Annotated in this window: 14 protein-coding genes; 7 read left to right on the forward strand and 7 right to left on the reverse strand. The window is 62.6% G+C overall.

The window, feature by feature from the left end; translation table 11 throughout:
- The first annotated feature begins 723 nt into the window (after positions 1-723).
- The 4 genes from ACOZJV_RS06595 (at position 724) to ACOZJV_RS06610 (ending at position 5,923) form a co-directional block, all read left to right on the forward strand.
- Positions 724-1,974 (forward strand): TolC family outer membrane protein, encoded by a 1,251-nt coding sequence (locus ACOZJV_RS06595; protein WP_421547144.1) that lies wholly within the window; start codon positions 724-726, stop codon positions 1,972-1,974.
- Entirely contained in the window at positions 1,971-4,082 is a 2,112-nt protein-coding gene (locus ACOZJV_RS06600; RefSeq protein WP_421547145.1) for a type I secretion system permease/ATPase, read from the forward strand. The genes ACOZJV_RS06595 and ACOZJV_RS06600 overlap by 4 nt, the downstream gene beginning before the upstream one ends.
- Positions 4,083-4,130: 48 nt before the next feature.
- Positions 4,131-5,357 carry an HlyD family efflux transporter periplasmic adaptor subunit gene (locus ACOZJV_RS06605; protein ID WP_421547589.1) on the forward strand — a complete coding sequence of 409 codons (1,227 nt, stop codon included), beginning with the start codon at positions 4,131-4,133 and terminating at the stop codon, positions 5,355-5,357.
- Positions 5,358-5,476: 119 nt separating this feature from the next.
- Positions 5,477-5,923, forward strand: a complete 447-nt coding sequence (locus ACOZJV_RS06610) for a hypothetical protein (protein WP_421547146.1) — start codon at positions 5,477-5,479, stop codon at positions 5,921-5,923.
- Positions 5,924-5,936: 13 nt separating this feature from the next.
- Here the strand turns inward: ACOZJV_RS06610 and ACOZJV_RS06615 are convergent, their stop codons facing one another.
- From ACOZJV_RS06615 to ACOZJV_RS06630, 4 genes are all read right to left on the reverse strand, one after another.
- A complete protein-coding gene (locus tag ACOZJV_RS06615; RefSeq protein WP_421547147.1) occupies positions 5,937-6,647 on the reverse strand; it encodes a response regulator transcription factor in 711 nt (236 codons plus the stop codon).
- A 418-nt stretch (positions 6,648-7,065) separates the two neighbouring features.
- On the reverse strand, positions 7,066-7,755 hold the full coding sequence (locus tag ACOZJV_RS06620; protein WP_421547148.1) for a hypothetical protein: 690 nt from the start codon (positions 7,753-7,755) through the stop codon (positions 7,066-7,068).
- Between the two features lie 24 nt (positions 7,756-7,779).
- On the reverse strand, positions 7,780-8,640 hold the full coding sequence (locus ACOZJV_RS06625) for a TIGR03915 family putative DNA repair protein (protein ID WP_421547149.1): 861 nt from the start codon (positions 8,638-8,640) through the stop codon (positions 7,780-7,782).
- Positions 8,637-9,857 carry a putative DNA modification/repair radical SAM protein gene (locus ACOZJV_RS06630; protein ID WP_078471538.1) on the reverse strand — a complete coding sequence of 407 codons (1,221 nt, stop codon included), beginning with the start codon at positions 9,855-9,857 and terminating at the stop codon, positions 8,637-8,639. Before ACOZJV_RS06630 ends, ACOZJV_RS06625 begins: the two co-directional genes overlap by 4 nt.
- Positions 9,858-10,022: 165 nt before the next feature.
- Here ACOZJV_RS06630 and ACOZJV_RS06635 point away from each other — a divergent pair, with 165 nt between their 5' ends.
- Positions 10,023-10,673, forward strand: coding sequence for a sel1 repeat family protein (locus tag ACOZJV_RS06635; protein WP_421547150.1), 651 nt, complete (start codon positions 10,023-10,025; stop codon positions 10,671-10,673).
- Positions 10,674-10,831: 158 nt separating this feature from the next.
- Here ACOZJV_RS06635 and ACOZJV_RS06640 read toward each other — a convergent pair whose 3' ends face one another.
- A complete protein-coding gene (locus tag ACOZJV_RS06640) occupies positions 10,832-11,770 on the reverse strand; it encodes a DMT family transporter (RefSeq protein ID WP_078471540.1) in 939 nt (312 codons plus the stop codon).
- Positions 11,771-11,881: 111 nt separating this feature from the next.
- Here ACOZJV_RS06640 and ACOZJV_RS06645 point away from each other — a divergent pair, with 111 nt between their 5' ends.
- Positions 11,882-12,679 (forward strand): helix-turn-helix domain-containing protein, encoded by a 798-nt coding sequence (locus tag ACOZJV_RS06645; protein ID WP_421547151.1) that lies wholly within the window; start codon positions 11,882-11,884, stop codon positions 12,677-12,679.
- Positions 12,680-12,739: 60 nt separating this feature from the next.
- Complete coding sequence (locus ACOZJV_RS06650) at positions 12,740-13,537, forward strand: hypothetical protein (protein ID WP_421547152.1); 798 nt, start codon at positions 12,740-12,742, stop codon at positions 13,535-13,537.
- A 26-nt stretch (positions 13,538-13,563) separates the two neighbouring features.
- Here ACOZJV_RS06650 and ACOZJV_RS06655 read toward each other — a convergent pair whose 3' ends face one another.
- Both ACOZJV_RS06655 and ACOZJV_RS06660 read right to left on the reverse strand, forming a co-directional pair.
- Entirely contained in the window at positions 13,564-14,358 is a 795-nt protein-coding gene (locus ACOZJV_RS06655) for a transglutaminase family protein (protein ID WP_421547153.1), read from the reverse strand.
- Positions 14,355-15,305 (reverse strand): alpha-E domain-containing protein, encoded by a 951-nt coding sequence (locus tag ACOZJV_RS06660; RefSeq protein ID WP_020298781.1) that lies wholly within the window; start codon positions 15,303-15,305, stop codon positions 14,355-14,357. The genes ACOZJV_RS06655 and ACOZJV_RS06660 overlap by 4 nt, the downstream gene beginning before the upstream one ends.

Genomic DNA, 15,305 nt, shown 5'->3' on the forward strand with positions numbered 1-15,305 from the left:
CAATAAGGGCTTAACAGCACTTGAAGTTGAGGTAAACGTAGCAACGGCGGCTGCACTATCACGGCGTACGTGACAATTGTTCACAAACAGGAAAACATCATGAAAGTTCGACAACTCCAACAACACCCGTCTTTTTTATACGAATCGACCATAAACTAAAGTTATCGAACAATAACCCATTCAAATAGATATAACCCAGCAGAACAACCCTCTTAAAAACACCAACAACAAAAAATAAATCAATAAAATTCAAATAGTTAATAAAATCAATCCGACCGGCATAACTCCACCGGATCAATTGTCAACAATTGACACACAACCCCATGCACGCTCAAACGAGGTGCTAGCCTCGGTCCGGCACATAAACCCACCGATCACTTACGAACCACGCTGAACATGCCGCTTCTCCAGGATACAAATACCGTAAATATCCGGACAACCTATTGAAAGTTATCTATTCCGCACCGTACCAAATCGATCACTTTCCTTATTAGCCGGCACCCGCAAGTGCATGTTTAGTTATTGACCAGGACATCGGAGCATATGCCCAGACTGCACTACTGGCCCCTCGGCTTATTACTCGCTAGTGTCTGCGATACGCCTGCCCAGGCAATACAAGCCAACCTGCCATGGTTGTCGCAGGGTCCCTCGAGGACGGTCCAGACACCAGGCGCGCAGGCGCTGGCGACCGAGCTGGGACAAGACGCCCCTGCCCTCCAACCCTTGACCTTCAACACGCTGCCAGCGGCGACCCTGGGCCTGTTCGAAGCTGTCGCCATCGCCGTCAGCCGTCACCCTTCGATCATTTCCGCGGTCAGTGCCATCGAGCAGCAGCAAGGCCAGGTCGATGTGGCCAGGGCCGGTTACTACCCCAAGGTCAATGCCGGGATGAACTCCGGGCGCGTCAACACCTATGGCTATGGCCAGGTGGCGACGGTGTCGCTGTCGCAGATGCTGCATGACTTCGGCAAGGTCGAGGGCTCGGTGACCCAGGCCCAGGGCCAGGTGTTCAAACAACAGGCGCTGCTGCTCAAGCAGGTCGACAGCATCGCCGGGCAGACCGCCGAGGCCATCCTTGAAGTGCATCGGCAACAGAGCCTGCTGCAGATCGCCCGGGACCAGGTGGTCGCGGTCGAGGATGTGCTGCAGCGGGTCAAGCTGCGGGCCGACTCCGGGCTGACGCCGCAGTCGGACTTCATCCAGGCCACCACGCGCCTGCAAAGCGCCCAGGCCAACAGCCAGCAAGTGGGCACCTCGCTCAATCAATGGCGGGCGCGCCTGAAAACCCTGGTTGGCGCCGCGCTGCCGGCCAGGGTCGCCGATTTGCCGCCGGACCTGGAGCGCCTGGCCCAACTCGACACCTCACCCGACTACGGCTTGCTGCCCGATGTGCTGGCCGCCGAGGCGGATCGCCGCTCGGCCTACGGGCAACTGCAAAACGCCAAGGCCCAGCGCTATCCAACCCTGGCCCTGGAGGCCACGGCGAACCAGGCCCTCAGCGGCACCAACCCGAACAACGGGATCCGCCACGGCAGCTACAACACCCTGACCCTGACCGGCTCCATGGCGTTATACGAAGGGGGGGCGATCTCGGCTCAGGTCCGAGGCGCCAACGCCGCCATCGAGCATGCCGAATCCACCATCAACGAAAGCCGCCTGACGGCCGAAGACGCCCTCCTGCGCGCCCATGAACTGGCAATCGGGGCCCGGGCCAGGCTCGGCATCCTCGCGCAACGCATGGCCAGCATGAGTGAAACCCGTGCGCTGTACCGCGAGCAGTACAGCGTCGGCACGCGCTCGGTGCTCGACCTGCTCAACGCCGAGCAGGAGGTCTACCAGGCCGCCGCCGACCAGGAAACCGCGCGCCATGATTTCTGGCTGGGCCTGATCACCTACATCGGCGCGGCTGGCCGCAGTCGCCAGGCCTATGGCCTGGACACCCCACCTACCGCACAGGGCGAAAACCACCCATGAACAACGCCGCAGCCTACCAACCCTGGCTCGAAGCCATGCTCAACATCGCCCGGTTCTACCGCATGGACGTCTCCGAAGAAACCGTGCGCGTCTCCCTCGCCTGGGAGCATGGCAACGACCCGGATGCGGTGCTGCGGCGCATGGCCGGGCAAATGGGTCTGATCTTGCGATTCGAGGCGTTCTCCGAGGCGGCGCTCGACCCCTGGCGCCTGCCACTGGCGGTGGAACTCGAGGACGGGCAGGTGGCGATCATCGACAAGGCCGACACCGCGGGCAATATCAGCGTGCTGAAAAGCGGCGAACAGGGTCTGTTCATCAACCTGCGGCTCGGCCAGTTGCGCGAGCGCGCCGTGCGGGTGGCGATCCTGCGCCCGGAATCGTCGGTTGACGACGCCCGGGTCGACGACTACATCAAGCCCTACCGCCCCGACTGGTTCTGGCGCATCGCCCTGCGTGACTGGAAGCGTTACGGCGACGTGCTGCTGGCGGCAACTGTGGCCAACATCCTGGCCCTGGCCGGGGTGATTTTTTCCATGCAGGTCTACGACCGCGTCATACCCGCCCAATCGGAACCGACCTTGTGGGTCCTGTTTATCGGGGTGCTGCTGGCGATCGGCTTCGAGTTCCTGTTGCGCATGGCCCGTTCGAAGGTCGCCGACATGATCGGCAAGCGCGCCGACCTGAAAATCACCGACCAGGTCTTCGGCCATGCCCTGCGCCTGCGCAACGATGTCCGCTCCAAGTCCACCGGGACCTTCATCGCGCAGATTCGCGAGCTGGAACAAGTGCGCGAACTGATCACCTCGACCACCCTCGGCGCCATCACCGACCTGCCCTTTGTCCTGTTGTTTTTGGTGATCCTCTACCTCACCGGCGGGCCCTTGGTGTACGTGGCCCTGGCCGCTCTGCCGCTGCTGATCCTGCCCGGGCTGCTGGTGCAGAAACCCCTGGCCCGGCTCTCGGCCGAGGGCATGCGCGAGGCGGCGCTGCGCAACGCCTTGCTGGTGGAAGCGGTGCAAGGCATCGAAGACATCAAGCTGCTGCGCGCCGAACCGCGCTTTCAGAATCAGTGGAACCAGATGCACGCCGTCGCAGCGGATATCGCCATCAAGCAACGGCACCTGACTAACATGCTGCTGACCTGGACCCAGGAGCTGCAAAGCCTGGTCTACGTCACGGTGCTGCTGGCGGGCTGCTACCTGGTGATGCGCGGCGAAATGACCACCGGCGCCCTGGTCGGTTCTTCGATCCTGGCCTCACGGATGATGGCGCCCCTGGCGCAGATTTCCGGGATCTTTGCCCGCTGGCAACAGGCCCGCGTCGCCCGCCAGGGCCTGGACGAACTGATGAAACGTCCGGTGGACCAGCCCGAACGCTCGCGGCGGGTGCACCGTCCCTTGCTGCGTGGGCGCTTCACCCTCAAGGACGTGCAGTTTCGCTACAGCGAAAAGGACAAGCAGCCGGCACTGGATATCCAGCACCTGAATATTCACGCCGGCGAGCGCGTGGCGATTCTCGGGCGCAATGGCGCCGGCAAATCGAGCCTGCTGCAATTGCTCGCCGGCCTGCACCTGCCGCAACAGGGGAACGTGGTCCTGGACGGCCTGGAACTGACCCAGATCGACCCGGCAGACGTACGCCGCGATATCGGCCTGCTGACCCAGAACTCGCGGCTGTTCTTTGGCTCGATCCGCGACAACCTGACCCTCGGCCGGCCCATGGCCAGCGACGCCGAAATCCTCCAGGCCCTGACCCTGAGCGGCGCCCTGGCACTGGTGCAATCCCAGGAAGGCGGCCTGGACTACCTGATCCTCGAAGGGGGCATCGGCCTTTCCGGTGGCCAGAAACAAGCCCTGCTCCTGGCCCGGACGCTGCTGCGCGAACCCAACACGCTGCTGCTCGACGAACCCACCGCGACCCTCGACGAAGTCAGCGAGCGCCAGGTACTGGAACAACTGAAGCCCTGGCTCGACGGCCGCACGCTGGTGGTGGCCACCCATCGCCTGGCGGTGCTGCAGTGGGTCGATCGGGTGCTGGTGATCGATGCCGGGCGCATCGTCATGGACGGCACCAAGGAACAGGTGCTGGCCCACTTCGGCAATCAATGACTGTCTTAACTTTCCCTGTGTGAGCGAACCTCTGCCATGCCTCATTCAATGCCGATCGGACCGCATCAGGTCGATCCCCCCAAACCCTTCCCACACGTCACCGACACCCTGCCGGCGGACGGCTTCAACCACTCCGAACAGGAGCTGCCGGGGGCTTCACGGTTGATCGCCTGCCTGGCGCTGGCGGTCCTGGCTTTCGGCCTGTGGGCCTGGTACTTCGAGATCGACGAGGTGTCCAGCGGCACCGGCAAAGTGATCGCCTCTTCCAAGGAGCAACTGATCCAGTCCCTGGAAGGCGGTGTGCTCGCCAGCTTGAGCGTGCAAGAGGGGCAGATCGTCAGCAAGGGCCAGGTACTGGCGCGCCTGGACCCGATCCGGGTCGAGTCGGCCGTGGAGGAAAGTGCCTCCCGCGGTCGCGCCGCCCAGGCCACCGCCGCGCGCCTGATGGCCGAGGTCAACGGCACGCCCTTGCAGTTCCCGCCGGAGGTCGTGGCCGACCCCAGCCTGGTCGCCGCCGAAACCGCGCTCTATCACTCGCGCCGCGAAAGCCTGGACAAATCCCTGGAGGGGCTCGACGAGGCCATGCACCTGATTCGCAGCGAACTGCAACTGACCGCGCCCCTGGTCGCCCAGGGAGCCGCCAGCGCTGTGGAGGTGCTGCGCCTGAAACGCCAACTCAACGAACTGCAAAACCACTACACCGACACCCAGAGCCAGTATCTGGTCAAGGCCCGCGAGGAACTGGCCAAGGCCAACGCCGAGATCGACGCCCAGGAATCAGTGACCCGCGGGCGCACCGACTCGCTGACCCGCCTGACCTTCACTTCGCCAGTGCGCGGGGTGATCAAAGACATCGAGATCAATACCATCGGCGGGGTCATCCCGCCCAATGGCCAGTTGATGCGGATCGTGCCCCTGGATGAACGCCTGCAAGTTGAAGTGCGCATTTCGCCCCGAGACATCGCGTATATCCATCCAGGGCAAGTGGCCAGCGTCAAAGTCTCGGCTTATGACTATTCGATTTATGGCGGGCTATCGGGAAAGGTCATATTTATCTCACCTGATACTTTGCAGGACGATGTACACCGCGATGTCTATTACTACCGGGTACACATATTGACCGACAGCGACTCCTTATTGGACAAGGCTGGCAGACCCTTACCCATAGTGCCCGGGATGATTGCCACGGTGGACATTCGTACCGGCAGGAAAAGCGTGCTCTCTTACTTGATCAAACCTTTCAACAAGGCCAAGGAGGCATTAAGGGAGCGCTAGGAATTTCAAACTTTTTGACATTTAACAGCAAGTAATTCTGAGCAATTGTCAACTTGCATAACAGCTGAAACGCAAACACATAACATGGAGTTAACCCCCTTAATACAGCGAACTCAAAAATGTTGGTCGAGGGTCAGTTCTGGCGAGTCCTGAAGATATTCATGCTGCAGACAGCCCATATCACGCATCACCTTGGAAATGCCTTATCCCCTCTCAAGCATGGTGTGCTTATCAGCTCACCGCCCCCTGTCACCGATGCCGAATTTGGGCCGCAACCGCGGGTTCCCGCCTTGGGCCCAGGCAATCCGCTGACGCTCGCGCCGTTACTTTCAACTCGCTGCGGCACCCACTCCAACCAGATCATCACCGGCTATGCCGGGCGCATGGGGCCGCCGCGACGTGAGGAAATGGGACCGATAAAACGTGAGCTGGAAGCCGCCAGGATACTCGCCCGCTCACCCGCTGCCGCCAACCTGCTCAACGTCCGTAAACAGGTGTGCGACGACGCCTTGAACCCTCCTTCAGCAACAAGCCGCCTGGCAGCGCCGCGCACGCCAAAACCCTGAAAAACATGACCTTTCAGGCATTGAGCGCTTCGAGCCGATAGCCGTAGCCATAGACCGTACTCAGTACCCAACCGTGCTCGGCCGTCAGCTTCAGTTTGCTGCGCACGCGGTAGATATGGGTATCGAGGGTCCGGGACGACAACACTTCATCGCGCATCCACAGGTGTTCATACAGATAGCTGCGCGACAAGGGCCGGCCCTGGTTACGAAACAGCAGCAACGCCAGGTTGAACTCGCGCAGGGTCAAGGCCACCGGGGTCCTGCCAACGCAGACCTGCCCCTCATGCACGTTGAAACGCAGATTGCCGAAGACCACCGCCCCCTCATCTCGGCCCTTGTCGCCCTGGCGCTGGCGCAACACGTTATTCAAGCGCGCGAGCAGCTCGGCCTGGCGGAAGGGTTTACTGATGTACTCGTCGGCGCCGGCGTTCAGGGCCTGGACCACGTCACGCTCAGCGCTGCGTGAGGTCACCATGATCACCGGGGGCTCGGGCCGCAGATGCTCCTTGATCCACAGCAGCACCTGCAAACCGCTGACTTCGGTGGCCTGCCAATCGAGGATGACCAGGTCAAAGGTCTCGCGCTTGAGCCGGCGCAGCAGATCCGGACTGTTGGAAAACGCGGTACAGAGTGGGGAACTACCGTCAGACAAACTGTAGGAACTCAGCGCCTCGCACAACCGCTCAAGCTCCAGCGGTTGATTATCGAGAATGGCAATGCGCATGACGTAATACTCCGGGTCGACAGAGTGGCACCAACTCAAGCTCGGACTAGTTAGAAATGCACTAACAATCGGTGAATGACTGACAACTAAAAACCGAACATGCCACTTATTAATCAATAAGACTTGTCTTATCAAGAGCTAAGATAGTTCTTATTCTTAATCCGCTAGTTGGTTACGGACAGCCCACGCACGATTAAATTATTATTTTCCCAATCAAGGCGAGGGGTGTTTTCATCATGCCAACTCAATGTCGCAGCGTAAACTTAAAGTTCAAAAACCACCAAAATCAACATAAGAAAACGGACTAACACGCCATTACACGACCCTTCAAAAACCGCACTAAGCCAACTTGCAAAAGGTGCTATTGCAGGAGTTAAAACCTGCCTGAATATCGGAACCCAGCGACCGAATCACGGTCTCAAACGCTGACCTGAAACAACGCCAGCACCTGCCTGAAACCCTCCACCAGCAACACCGCTGCCTTGGATACCGTCAGGGTGTAGACGAAGCTGGCGATCAACACGCACAGCTCGAACCAGACGAACATCCCCCAATTGCTGGCCCGCATCGGCCGCTGTGTCATCACCCATTCGACCTGGGCCCGTGGCAGCCGATAGACCAGCTCGAGGATGTTCAACTCGCGAAAATTCCTCAATACCGCGATCACCAGGGCCAACAGGATTGCCATGGCAAACACGCTAAAAAATACCTGTTCAAGGGGCCCGGCCCCCTGGCCATTGAAGCTGCGCAGGACTTCCAGGAAAAACACGCTGCCGATCGCCGACACCACCGGCACTACCACCCCGATGTAAATCAGCAACCCCAGGCACGCCACGGCAACGCTGGTGCCGTTGACACAAATCCTGATCACGGCCGCAAGAAAGCCCGGCGAAAACTTGGAATAGGCGCGGTGCGTCTCGATTACCAACAGTGGAATCAACGCCGTCAGCACCGCGACGCTGATATCCAGCACCTGCAAGCCGGTCTTGGGCAGCAACAGCGCCGCCAGGAAGGTGATGCCCCGACTGCCCACCCGCCACAGCATCTTGGCGTCATCACTCACCTGTTGCGACCAGAACGCCTCGGTAATGCCCTTGCCATCATCCATCGTCAATGCTGCTCCTGGTCCGTTTCAAAGGGTGTCTGGTTGCGCTGGGCCGATACGTTTACCCGGACGATTCGCCACCTGGCTGGCCTGCCCGTCGCGCTGCTTGCCGTGGCGCGCTTCGCTGATCAGCGAAGGGATCAACGGGCCTTCCGGCAGATTCTTCCAGAACCGCGCTGGCAAGTGACCCTGCATGACCTTGGGGTTGAGCCGCGCAGGATTGAAAATATGGCTGTAGTAGGCCAGCCACATTTCACCGCCGGGGTCTTGCACGCCTTGCGCCAGTTGCTGCCAGGCCACGGGACAGCGGCGCTGGTGAATCAGCGTCTGGCCGTCGTAATAGACGCCGTCCCGGGGGGTGGCGATCATCCAGCGATGGCGGCCCATGCGCCCGATAAAATGCTCGCTGGCGCTGGCCAGGATGTCATGGGCAGGCTCATGCCAGGCCACGTACTGCGGCTGTTCGGCAGTCGCCCCCTGCGCGCCCTCCGGCCCTGGCGGCACCTCGACAAATCGTACAAAGGCATGCAGGTGATGGGCCTCGCGGTCCACCTGCTTGATCCGCCGCTGCAATTCGCTGCCCAGGCGGTCGCCACTGAGCATGGCCGTGCGATCGCCGTGGCTGACCCGCCACAGCACCTCATACAGCAGGCTCCAGCGCTGCTCGCCGTGATAGCGCGCGGCGTGTTCCAGCAAGCCGAGCAAGGCCTTGGGTATACGCGCCTGCACCGGTCCCATGTGTGGCGGGTACGCTTCATCGGTGGCGAACAGGTCGGCCACTTGGGTCCCACACCAACTGACCCGGCTCGGGTCAATGCCGTGGCTGAGCAACCAGCGCGCTTGCTGGCGCCAGGTTTCGAACAGCTCGTCGCAGTCGAGGCAGATCATCCCCACAAGCCCATCTGTTGAGGTTGCGGACGCTCCCGCAACTGCTGGTAAAGCAGCGCGCTGCTGCTTTCGGCTTGCTGCGGGTGATAGTCGCTGGTGATAAAAAACGGCTTGGCCTTGCTCAGCACGCAGCGCATGCGCGCCAGGTCTTCGTAACGGATCCGCCGCTCGCGGCGCAACTCCACCAGGCGCTGGGTGGTGCGCAGGCCGATGCCGGGGATCCTGGCGATCAGCGCCGGCTCGGCGCGGTTCAGGTCCAGGGGGAACACGCTGCGGTGTTCCAGGGCCCAGGCCAGTTTCGGGTCCATGTCCAGCGCCAGGTGCCCCGGCCCCTTGAACAACTCATCGGCGCTAAAGCCGTAACTGCGCAACAGGAAGTCGGCCTGATACAGACGGTGCTCGCGCATCAGTGGCGGCGCGGCCAGGGGCACGCTTTTCGGGCTGTTGGGAATGGGGCTGAAAGCCGAGTAATACACCCGGCGCAAACGGAAATTGCCGTACAGCGCTTCGGCGCTGTGGAGGATGGTGCTGTCGTCGGTATCGTCGGCGCCGACGATCATCTGGGTGCTCTGCCCTGCCGGTGCGAAACGCGGCGCCCGGGGTTCGTTGAGCACCGTCTGCTCGCCGGTGTAGATGGTCTGCATGGCCTGCTTGATCGAGCCCAGCTGCTTCTCCGGAGCCAGGGTCTGCAGGCTCAGGTCGGTCGGCAACTCGATGTTCACGCTGAGACGATCGGCGTAGCGCCCGGCTTCGGCGATCAACAGCGGGTCGGCCTCGGGGATGGTTTTCAAATGGATATAACCGCGAAACTCGTGCTCTTCGCGCAGCAGCTTGGCCACCCGCACCAACTGCTCCATGGTGTAGTCCGCCGAGCGAATGATCCCCGAGCTGAGGAACAGCCCGCTCACGCAATTGCGCCGATAAAAGTCCAGGGTCAGGGTCACCACTTCCTCGGGGCTGAACCGCGCCCGGGGCACGTCGCTGGAACGACGGTTGACGCAGTACTGGCAGTCATAGAGGCAGAAATTGGTCAGCAGGATCTTCAACAGCGAAACGCAGCGCCCGTCCGGGGTATAGCTGTGGCAGATGCCCATGCCATTGGTCGAGCCCAGCCCTTCCTTGCCGGCGGAACTGCGCTTGGGCGCACCACTGCTGGCGCAGGACGCGTCGTACTTGGCGGCGTCGGCGAGGATGCTCAGCTTGTCGATCAGCTGCATGGCTAAACCCTATACTGTTTGCATATACAGTACAGAGTTGAACCTGTCCCGTTCAAGAGGCACGTGGACCTGGCTCGAAATAAACTGCGACCGATACCGGGAAAGCCCTGGAACCGGCCATGAATTTACTTAAGATACGCAGCCCCCCCAGAAAGGATTCCCTCAATGCGCTCCGCCCATCGCCTCTGGCTACTGGCTATTACGCTGTTCTCGGCCTTGCACGCCAACGCCGATCAAGACCCGCTCAAGCTCAGCGCCAGCCTTGCGGCCCGGGTCCAGGCCAACGCCGCCTGGCAGGCCCAGGCCAAAAAATGCCCGGCCGAATCCATGCCGGCGCGCGCCACCCTCCAGCCACTGCGAGCCGATCCCTGCCAGGGCCCGGGGCGCATGGAAAGCTGCCTGGCCCACTGCGAAACCGGCGACGCCAATGCCTGCTACTGGCTGGCCAATGGTTTGCAACCGGCCGGTGGCGCCAACGAGGGTTATGAGCCGCTGTACCAGCGGGCATGCAGCCTGGGCTTGGTCTCCGGGTGCACCAACCGCGCCGCCGGCATGCTCGCGGCGGATGCCGACAGCCCCGAGGCTCGCCAATGTGCAGTCCAGACCTTTGCTGGAGCCTGTGACCTCGACGACCCCTGGGCCTGCACCATGTACGGCTTCCACCTCAGTCGCGGGATCGGGGTCAAGGCCGACCTTGAGCTGGCGCTCAAGGTGCTACAAAAATCCTGCCGCTTCGGCCCGCAGGATCCGGCCTGCAGTGGCGCAGAAAAACTGCGCGAGGAGATTCTCCAGGCCCGGCGCGCTGCCGAATCCTGAACCGGCACCAGGTGCCGGCTGATACAGAACTGCCTGCGCCTGCTGACCGCCAGTGCAGTGTTGATGAAGGCGGTACTGGTTTTGCGGGCACGGTTCACGATAAGCGCCGTCGTTGATGGCTCAGGCTCCGCCCAAACTTGGCCACCCAGCCCCGGCTGCTACAACCGGCCCTGGCCCGCCAATGCGCGGCGAGCCAGGCGCTGCTGCAACCACTCATAACCGCTGACCAGCACGAGCCCCGCCAACACCAGCAACGAACCGAGAATAAAGTTCGACTCCAGGGGTTCGTCCAGCAGCCACACACCAAAGCCGACGCCAAACAGGGGGGTCATGAACGACAGCACCCCAAGGCGCGAGGCCAGGTAGCGACGCAACAGGCTGAACCACACCAGGAAACTGGCGAACGACACCAGCAGCACCTGGAAGGTCAGGCTGGCGAACACCATGGGCGTGAAATGCAGGGTGGTCTGCCCGGTCCACAGGGCCGCCAGCGACAGCCAGACAAAGGCGCCGAGCAACTGGTATTGCAGGGTCCGGGTCACGGGGCTGGCCGCCAGGCGCGAGCAGCGCACCACCACCGTGGTCGCGCCCCAGGCCACGCCGGCCAGCACCGCCAGCAAATCCCCGAGCCAGGTACTGGCGCCCTGGGCCGGGCCGGAGTGTCCGCTGAATGCCACCACCACCCCGGCGAAAGCCACGCCGATGCCCAGCCATTGCACGGCCTGGAGCCGCTCGGCAGGGAGTTTCCAGTGCAACCCGAGGGCGGCGAAGATCGGCGCGGTGTAGAGGAAAATCACCATGTGCGAGGCCGTGGTGTAGCGCAGGCCCTCGCCCACCAGCAGAAACTCCAGGGCGAACAGCCCCCCCACCAGCAACCCCGGGCGCCAGTGGCCCTCGCCCACGGCCAGGGTTTCCCCGCGCCAGCGCATCAAGGCCCCGACCAGCAACGCAGCGAGACCGGAGCGCAGGGCAATCTGCAGGATCGGCGCGATGTCGGGCGCCATGGCTTTCAACGAGACCTGCTGAAAACCCCAGACCGCGCACAGGCCGACCATCAACAGAGTGGCATTGGCATCGAGCGCTTGGCGATTGGCCATGGGGCGTCCTTGATTGGGGGGGAAGTGAGCTGGCATTGTCCGACTGACAGATTTGATTGATATAGTCTTTATCCGACAATCCATAACACTTATCCGCCAAGCAGGTGTTCCATGCGCCACACCGCCCAGCATTTGCGCATCCCACCCTTTACCGAGTCGCTGCCGGCGCCGATCTTCTTTCGCACCGAGTGCATGCCGGCCCAGGCCACCTACCCGCGTCACAGCCATGCCTGGGGTGAGTTCGTCTACTCCTACAGCGGCGTGATGGAAATCGAACTGGGCGATCACCATTACCTGGCGCCGCCCCAATACGGCATCTGGCTGCCGCCGAACGTCGAGCACGTCGGCTTCAACCGCCATGCGGCGTGCCATTGCTCGCTGTACCTGAGCGCCGAGCTGTGCGGCGCCCTGCCCAGCCGCCACTGCGCGCTGACCCTGAGCCCGCTGATCCTGGCGCTGCTCAACGACCTGCGCCGCGACCCGCCGAGCCAGCCCCAGACCGAGGAGCAGCAACGCCTGTTGCAGGTGCTGGTGGATAAACTGGCCCGAGCCTCATGCGCCGGCAGTTACCTGCCATCCTCCGACGACCCGCTGCTGGGCCCGGTGTTGCGTGCGCTGAAAGCCGCCCCTGGCGATCCGCGCTCGCTGCCACAGCTGGCCCGCGCCGCCAACACCACCGAGCGCACCTTGATGCGCCGTGCCCATCGCGACCTGGGCATGTCGCTGATCGAGTGGCGCCAACGCCTGAAAGTGGTGGAAGCCCTGGCCCTGCTGGAACAAGGCCAGACCGTGGAAACCATCGGCCTGGACCTGGGCTACAGCAGCGCCTCGGCCTTTATCAGCATGTTCCGCAAGATGATGGGCGCGACCCCGGACGAGTACCGAAAAAGCTACCTGCCGCCCTCATGAGGTGCGCCATGGCGGCGGTTTTTCTTATACTGCCCGCCCCCTTGATGCACAGGACTGCCCATGACTTCCAGCACGGATACGGTGGAGCGTTTTATCGCTTCCGGCCAAGACAGCTTCGATCAGGAACTGAGCTACAACGAGTATTACAACCAGCATCACCCGGCTATCACTCCACTCAGTCGCAAGCCGCCCCGGGACCTGCCCGAGGCCACCCTGCAGGCGTTTTATTACCACCTGCTGCTCAATGGCCTGACCCCGCCTGTGAGCAAGGACGCCCATTGGCCACTGCTGACCCAGGCCGCCGGGCAGGCCGCCGAGGTTCTGGAGCAACACGGATTTCCGCGCTGCCGCCTGAACCGCTGGGTCATGCGCCTGTTGTTTACCGGCGACGTGTCGTTGACGGGGTATACGCGCAAGCTGGCGCTGCTGACACAACTGCGGCGCTTCTCCCATCAGCCCGGGATGCTGAGCAAAAAAGCCAAGCTCAAGACCGAGTTCGCCGACGATCCCTGGCTGCATGGAGAAATCGCCGCCCTGCTACGCAGCCTGCCCCTGGCCGAGGTGGCCTTTGACAACCCGATGCTGAGCTGGAACCTGGACCTGATCGGCCTGGTGTTCGTGTTCCTGCTGGGGGCCGACGCCGATGCCCAGCGCCTGCTGGAGCAATGGTTCACCCAGCGTGCCGAGAGCATCGTTGATGTCCCCGGCTACCGGACCCGCGATCAGTTGCTGCGGCCGCTGGTGTGGACCCTGTTCCGCGTCAGCGAAACCGCCGACAGCGAGCAACTGACCCAGGCCCTGCTCAGCCGCTACGGCGACGCCTGGTGCCGGGACTACCAGCATCCCGGCTCCAACTGACGCCCAGGCTCGCTCCTGGGTGGCCCTTACCGCTGCACCTGCACCATCGAGCTGACCTGGACCCGCGCCTGCATGCGCTCGGCGCCGCCGCCACGGCGCATGCCGCGCACCGGACAGGCGTCGAGGTAGTCCAGGCCGAGCGCCAGTTTCAGATGGCGTTCGGGCCGGGTCAGGCGGTTGGTCACGTCGAAGCTGTACCAGCCATCGTCGAGCCAGGCCTCGGCCCAGGCGTGGCTGGCCAGGTGGCTTTCATCCTCGGTGCACAGGTAGCCCGAGACATAGCGCGCCGGGATTCCCAGGCTGCGAGCACAGGCGAGAAACGCATGGGTGTGGTCCTGGCACACCCCGACCCCGCCGGCAAAGGACTCGGCGGCGGTGCTGTCGACCGCCGTGGCCCCTGGGCTGTAAGGCATGTGGTCGGCCAGGGCGTGCATCAGGTCGGTGAGCGCCGCGCGATCACGGCGCGCACCGCAATGCTGCACAGCAAAGGCGCTCAAGGCGGTGTCGCACTGGGTCAGGTGGCTGCTGCGCAAAAACGGCAGCGGCGACTGGCTGTCAGGCTCGACCTCCCGGGAGCGGTCGATTTCCACTTCGCCATAGGCAGTGAGCACGATGGCGCCGTGGGGTTCGTCCAGGGTCAGCACATGCAGGATGTTGCCGTAGGGGTCGATCTGGCTGCGCACCAGGCGCGGCAATTCCAGGTGCCATTGCAGGATGCGTTGGCGCTGACTGTCCTGGGGCGTCAGGCGCAAAAACTGGATGCTGGTGCAGACCTCGTCGGCGTAGCTGTAGGTGGTGTCGTGACGGATGGACAGTTTCATACAACCTCCAGATAAGACTCGTGCACGGTCTGCCCCAGGTGGCGAACCCGGGCGATGAAATCGCTCAGCCACAGGTGCAGCCCCGAGGCCAGGATTTCGTCGATCCCGGTATAGCGCAGGCGTGCATTCAGCTCCGCCGCCAGGCGCTGGGCCGGGCGCCCGTTGGTGCCGGGCAGGCTGGCGAGAATGTGGTCCAGCTCTTCGATACAGGCGTGCAGCGAACGCGGCACATCGGCACGCAACAGCAGCATTTCCGAGACCTGTTCGGCATTCGGCGCATTGCGGTAGATCTCGTTGAACGCCTCGAACGACGACAGGGCTCGCAACAGGGCGCTCCACTGGTAATAGCCGCGGGCCGAGTTGTCGCTGACCTCCTCGGACTCTTCGCCGAACATTTCGTAGCGCGCGTCCAGCAGGCGCAAGGTGTTGTCGGCCCGCTCCAGGAAAGTCCCGAGGCGAATGAAGCAGTAGGCATCGTTGCGCATGATGGTGCCCGAGGTGGCGCCGCGAAACAGGTGCGAGCGTTCCTTGACCCACTCGCAGAAATGGCTGATGCCGTAGCGCCCCAGACCGTTGCTGGCGATGTTGCGCATTTCCAGCCAGGTGGCGTTGATGTTTTCCCACATGTCGGCGGTGATCCGCCCGCGCACCGCATGGGCGTTGCTGCGTGCCGCCCGCAGGCAGCTGAAGATGCTGCCGGGGTTGGTTTCATCGAGGGCAAAAAAATGCAGCATGCGCTCGGTATTGAGCTCACCGTAACGCTCGTTGTAATCGTCCAGAGTGCCGGCAGCCAGCAGCGACATCGCCAGTTCGGCGTGGCCGTCGCTGCGCCCGGCCTGGGGCATCAGCGAAAGCGAGTAACTGACCTCGAGCATGCGCGCCAGGTTCTCCGCGCGTTCCAGGTAACGGGACATCCAGTACAGATCGGAAGCGGTTCTTGAAAGCAT

The organism is Pseudomonas sp. QD4, from assembly GCF_049199125.1.
Taxonomy (GTDB): domain Bacteria; phylum Pseudomonadota; class Gammaproteobacteria; order Pseudomonadales; family Pseudomonadaceae; genus Aquipseudomonas.

Excerpts from the sequence above, each read along its gene's own strand:
- ACOZJV_RS06625 (WP_421547149.1), bottom strand. The coding sequence starts at position 8,640 with ATGATCTGCCTCGACTGCGACGAGCTGTTCGAAACCTGGCGCCAGCAA.
- ACOZJV_RS06660 (WP_020298781.1), bottom strand. The coding sequence starts at position 15,305 with ATGCTTTCAAGAACCGCTTCCGATCTGTACTGGATGTCCCGTTACCTG.
- ACOZJV_RS06655 (WP_421547153.1), bottom strand. The coding sequence starts at position 14,358 with ATGAAACTGTCCATCCGTCACGACACCACCTACAGCTACGCCGACGAG.
- ACOZJV_RS06605 (WP_421547589.1), top strand. The coding sequence starts at position 4,131 with ATGCCGATCGGACCGCATCAGGTCGATCCCCCCAAACCCTTCCCACAC.
- ACOZJV_RS06620 (WP_421547148.1), bottom strand. The coding sequence starts at position 7,755 with ATGGATGATGGCAAGGGCATTACCGAGGCGTTCTGGTCGCAACAGGTG.
- ACOZJV_RS06645 (WP_421547151.1), top strand. The coding sequence starts at position 11,882 with ATGCGCCACACCGCCCAGCATTTGCGCATCCCACCCTTTACCGAGTCG.
- ACOZJV_RS06635 (WP_421547150.1), top strand. The coding sequence starts at position 10,023 with ATGCGCTCCGCCCATCGCCTCTGGCTACTGGCTATTACGCTGTTCTCG.
- ACOZJV_RS06650 (WP_421547152.1), top strand. The coding sequence starts at position 12,740 with ATGACTTCCAGCACGGATACGGTGGAGCGTTTTATCGCTTCCGGCCAA.
- ACOZJV_RS06630 (WP_078471538.1), bottom strand. The coding sequence starts at position 9,857 with ATGCAGCTGATCGACAAGCTGAGCATCCTCGCCGACGCCGCCAAGTAC.
- ACOZJV_RS06615 (WP_421547147.1), bottom strand. The coding sequence starts at position 6,647 with ATGCGCATTGCCATTCTCGATAATCAACCGCTGGAGCTTGAGCGGTTG.
- ACOZJV_RS06600 (WP_421547145.1), top strand. The coding sequence starts at position 1,971 with ATGAACAACGCCGCAGCCTACCAACCCTGGCTCGAAGCCATGCTCAAC.
- ACOZJV_RS06640 (WP_078471540.1), bottom strand. The coding sequence starts at position 11,770 with ATGGCCAATCGCCAAGCGCTCGATGCCAATGCCACTCTGTTGATGGTC.
- ACOZJV_RS06610 (WP_421547146.1), top strand. The coding sequence starts at position 5,477 with ATGTTGGTCGAGGGTCAGTTCTGGCGAGTCCTGAAGATATTCATGCTG.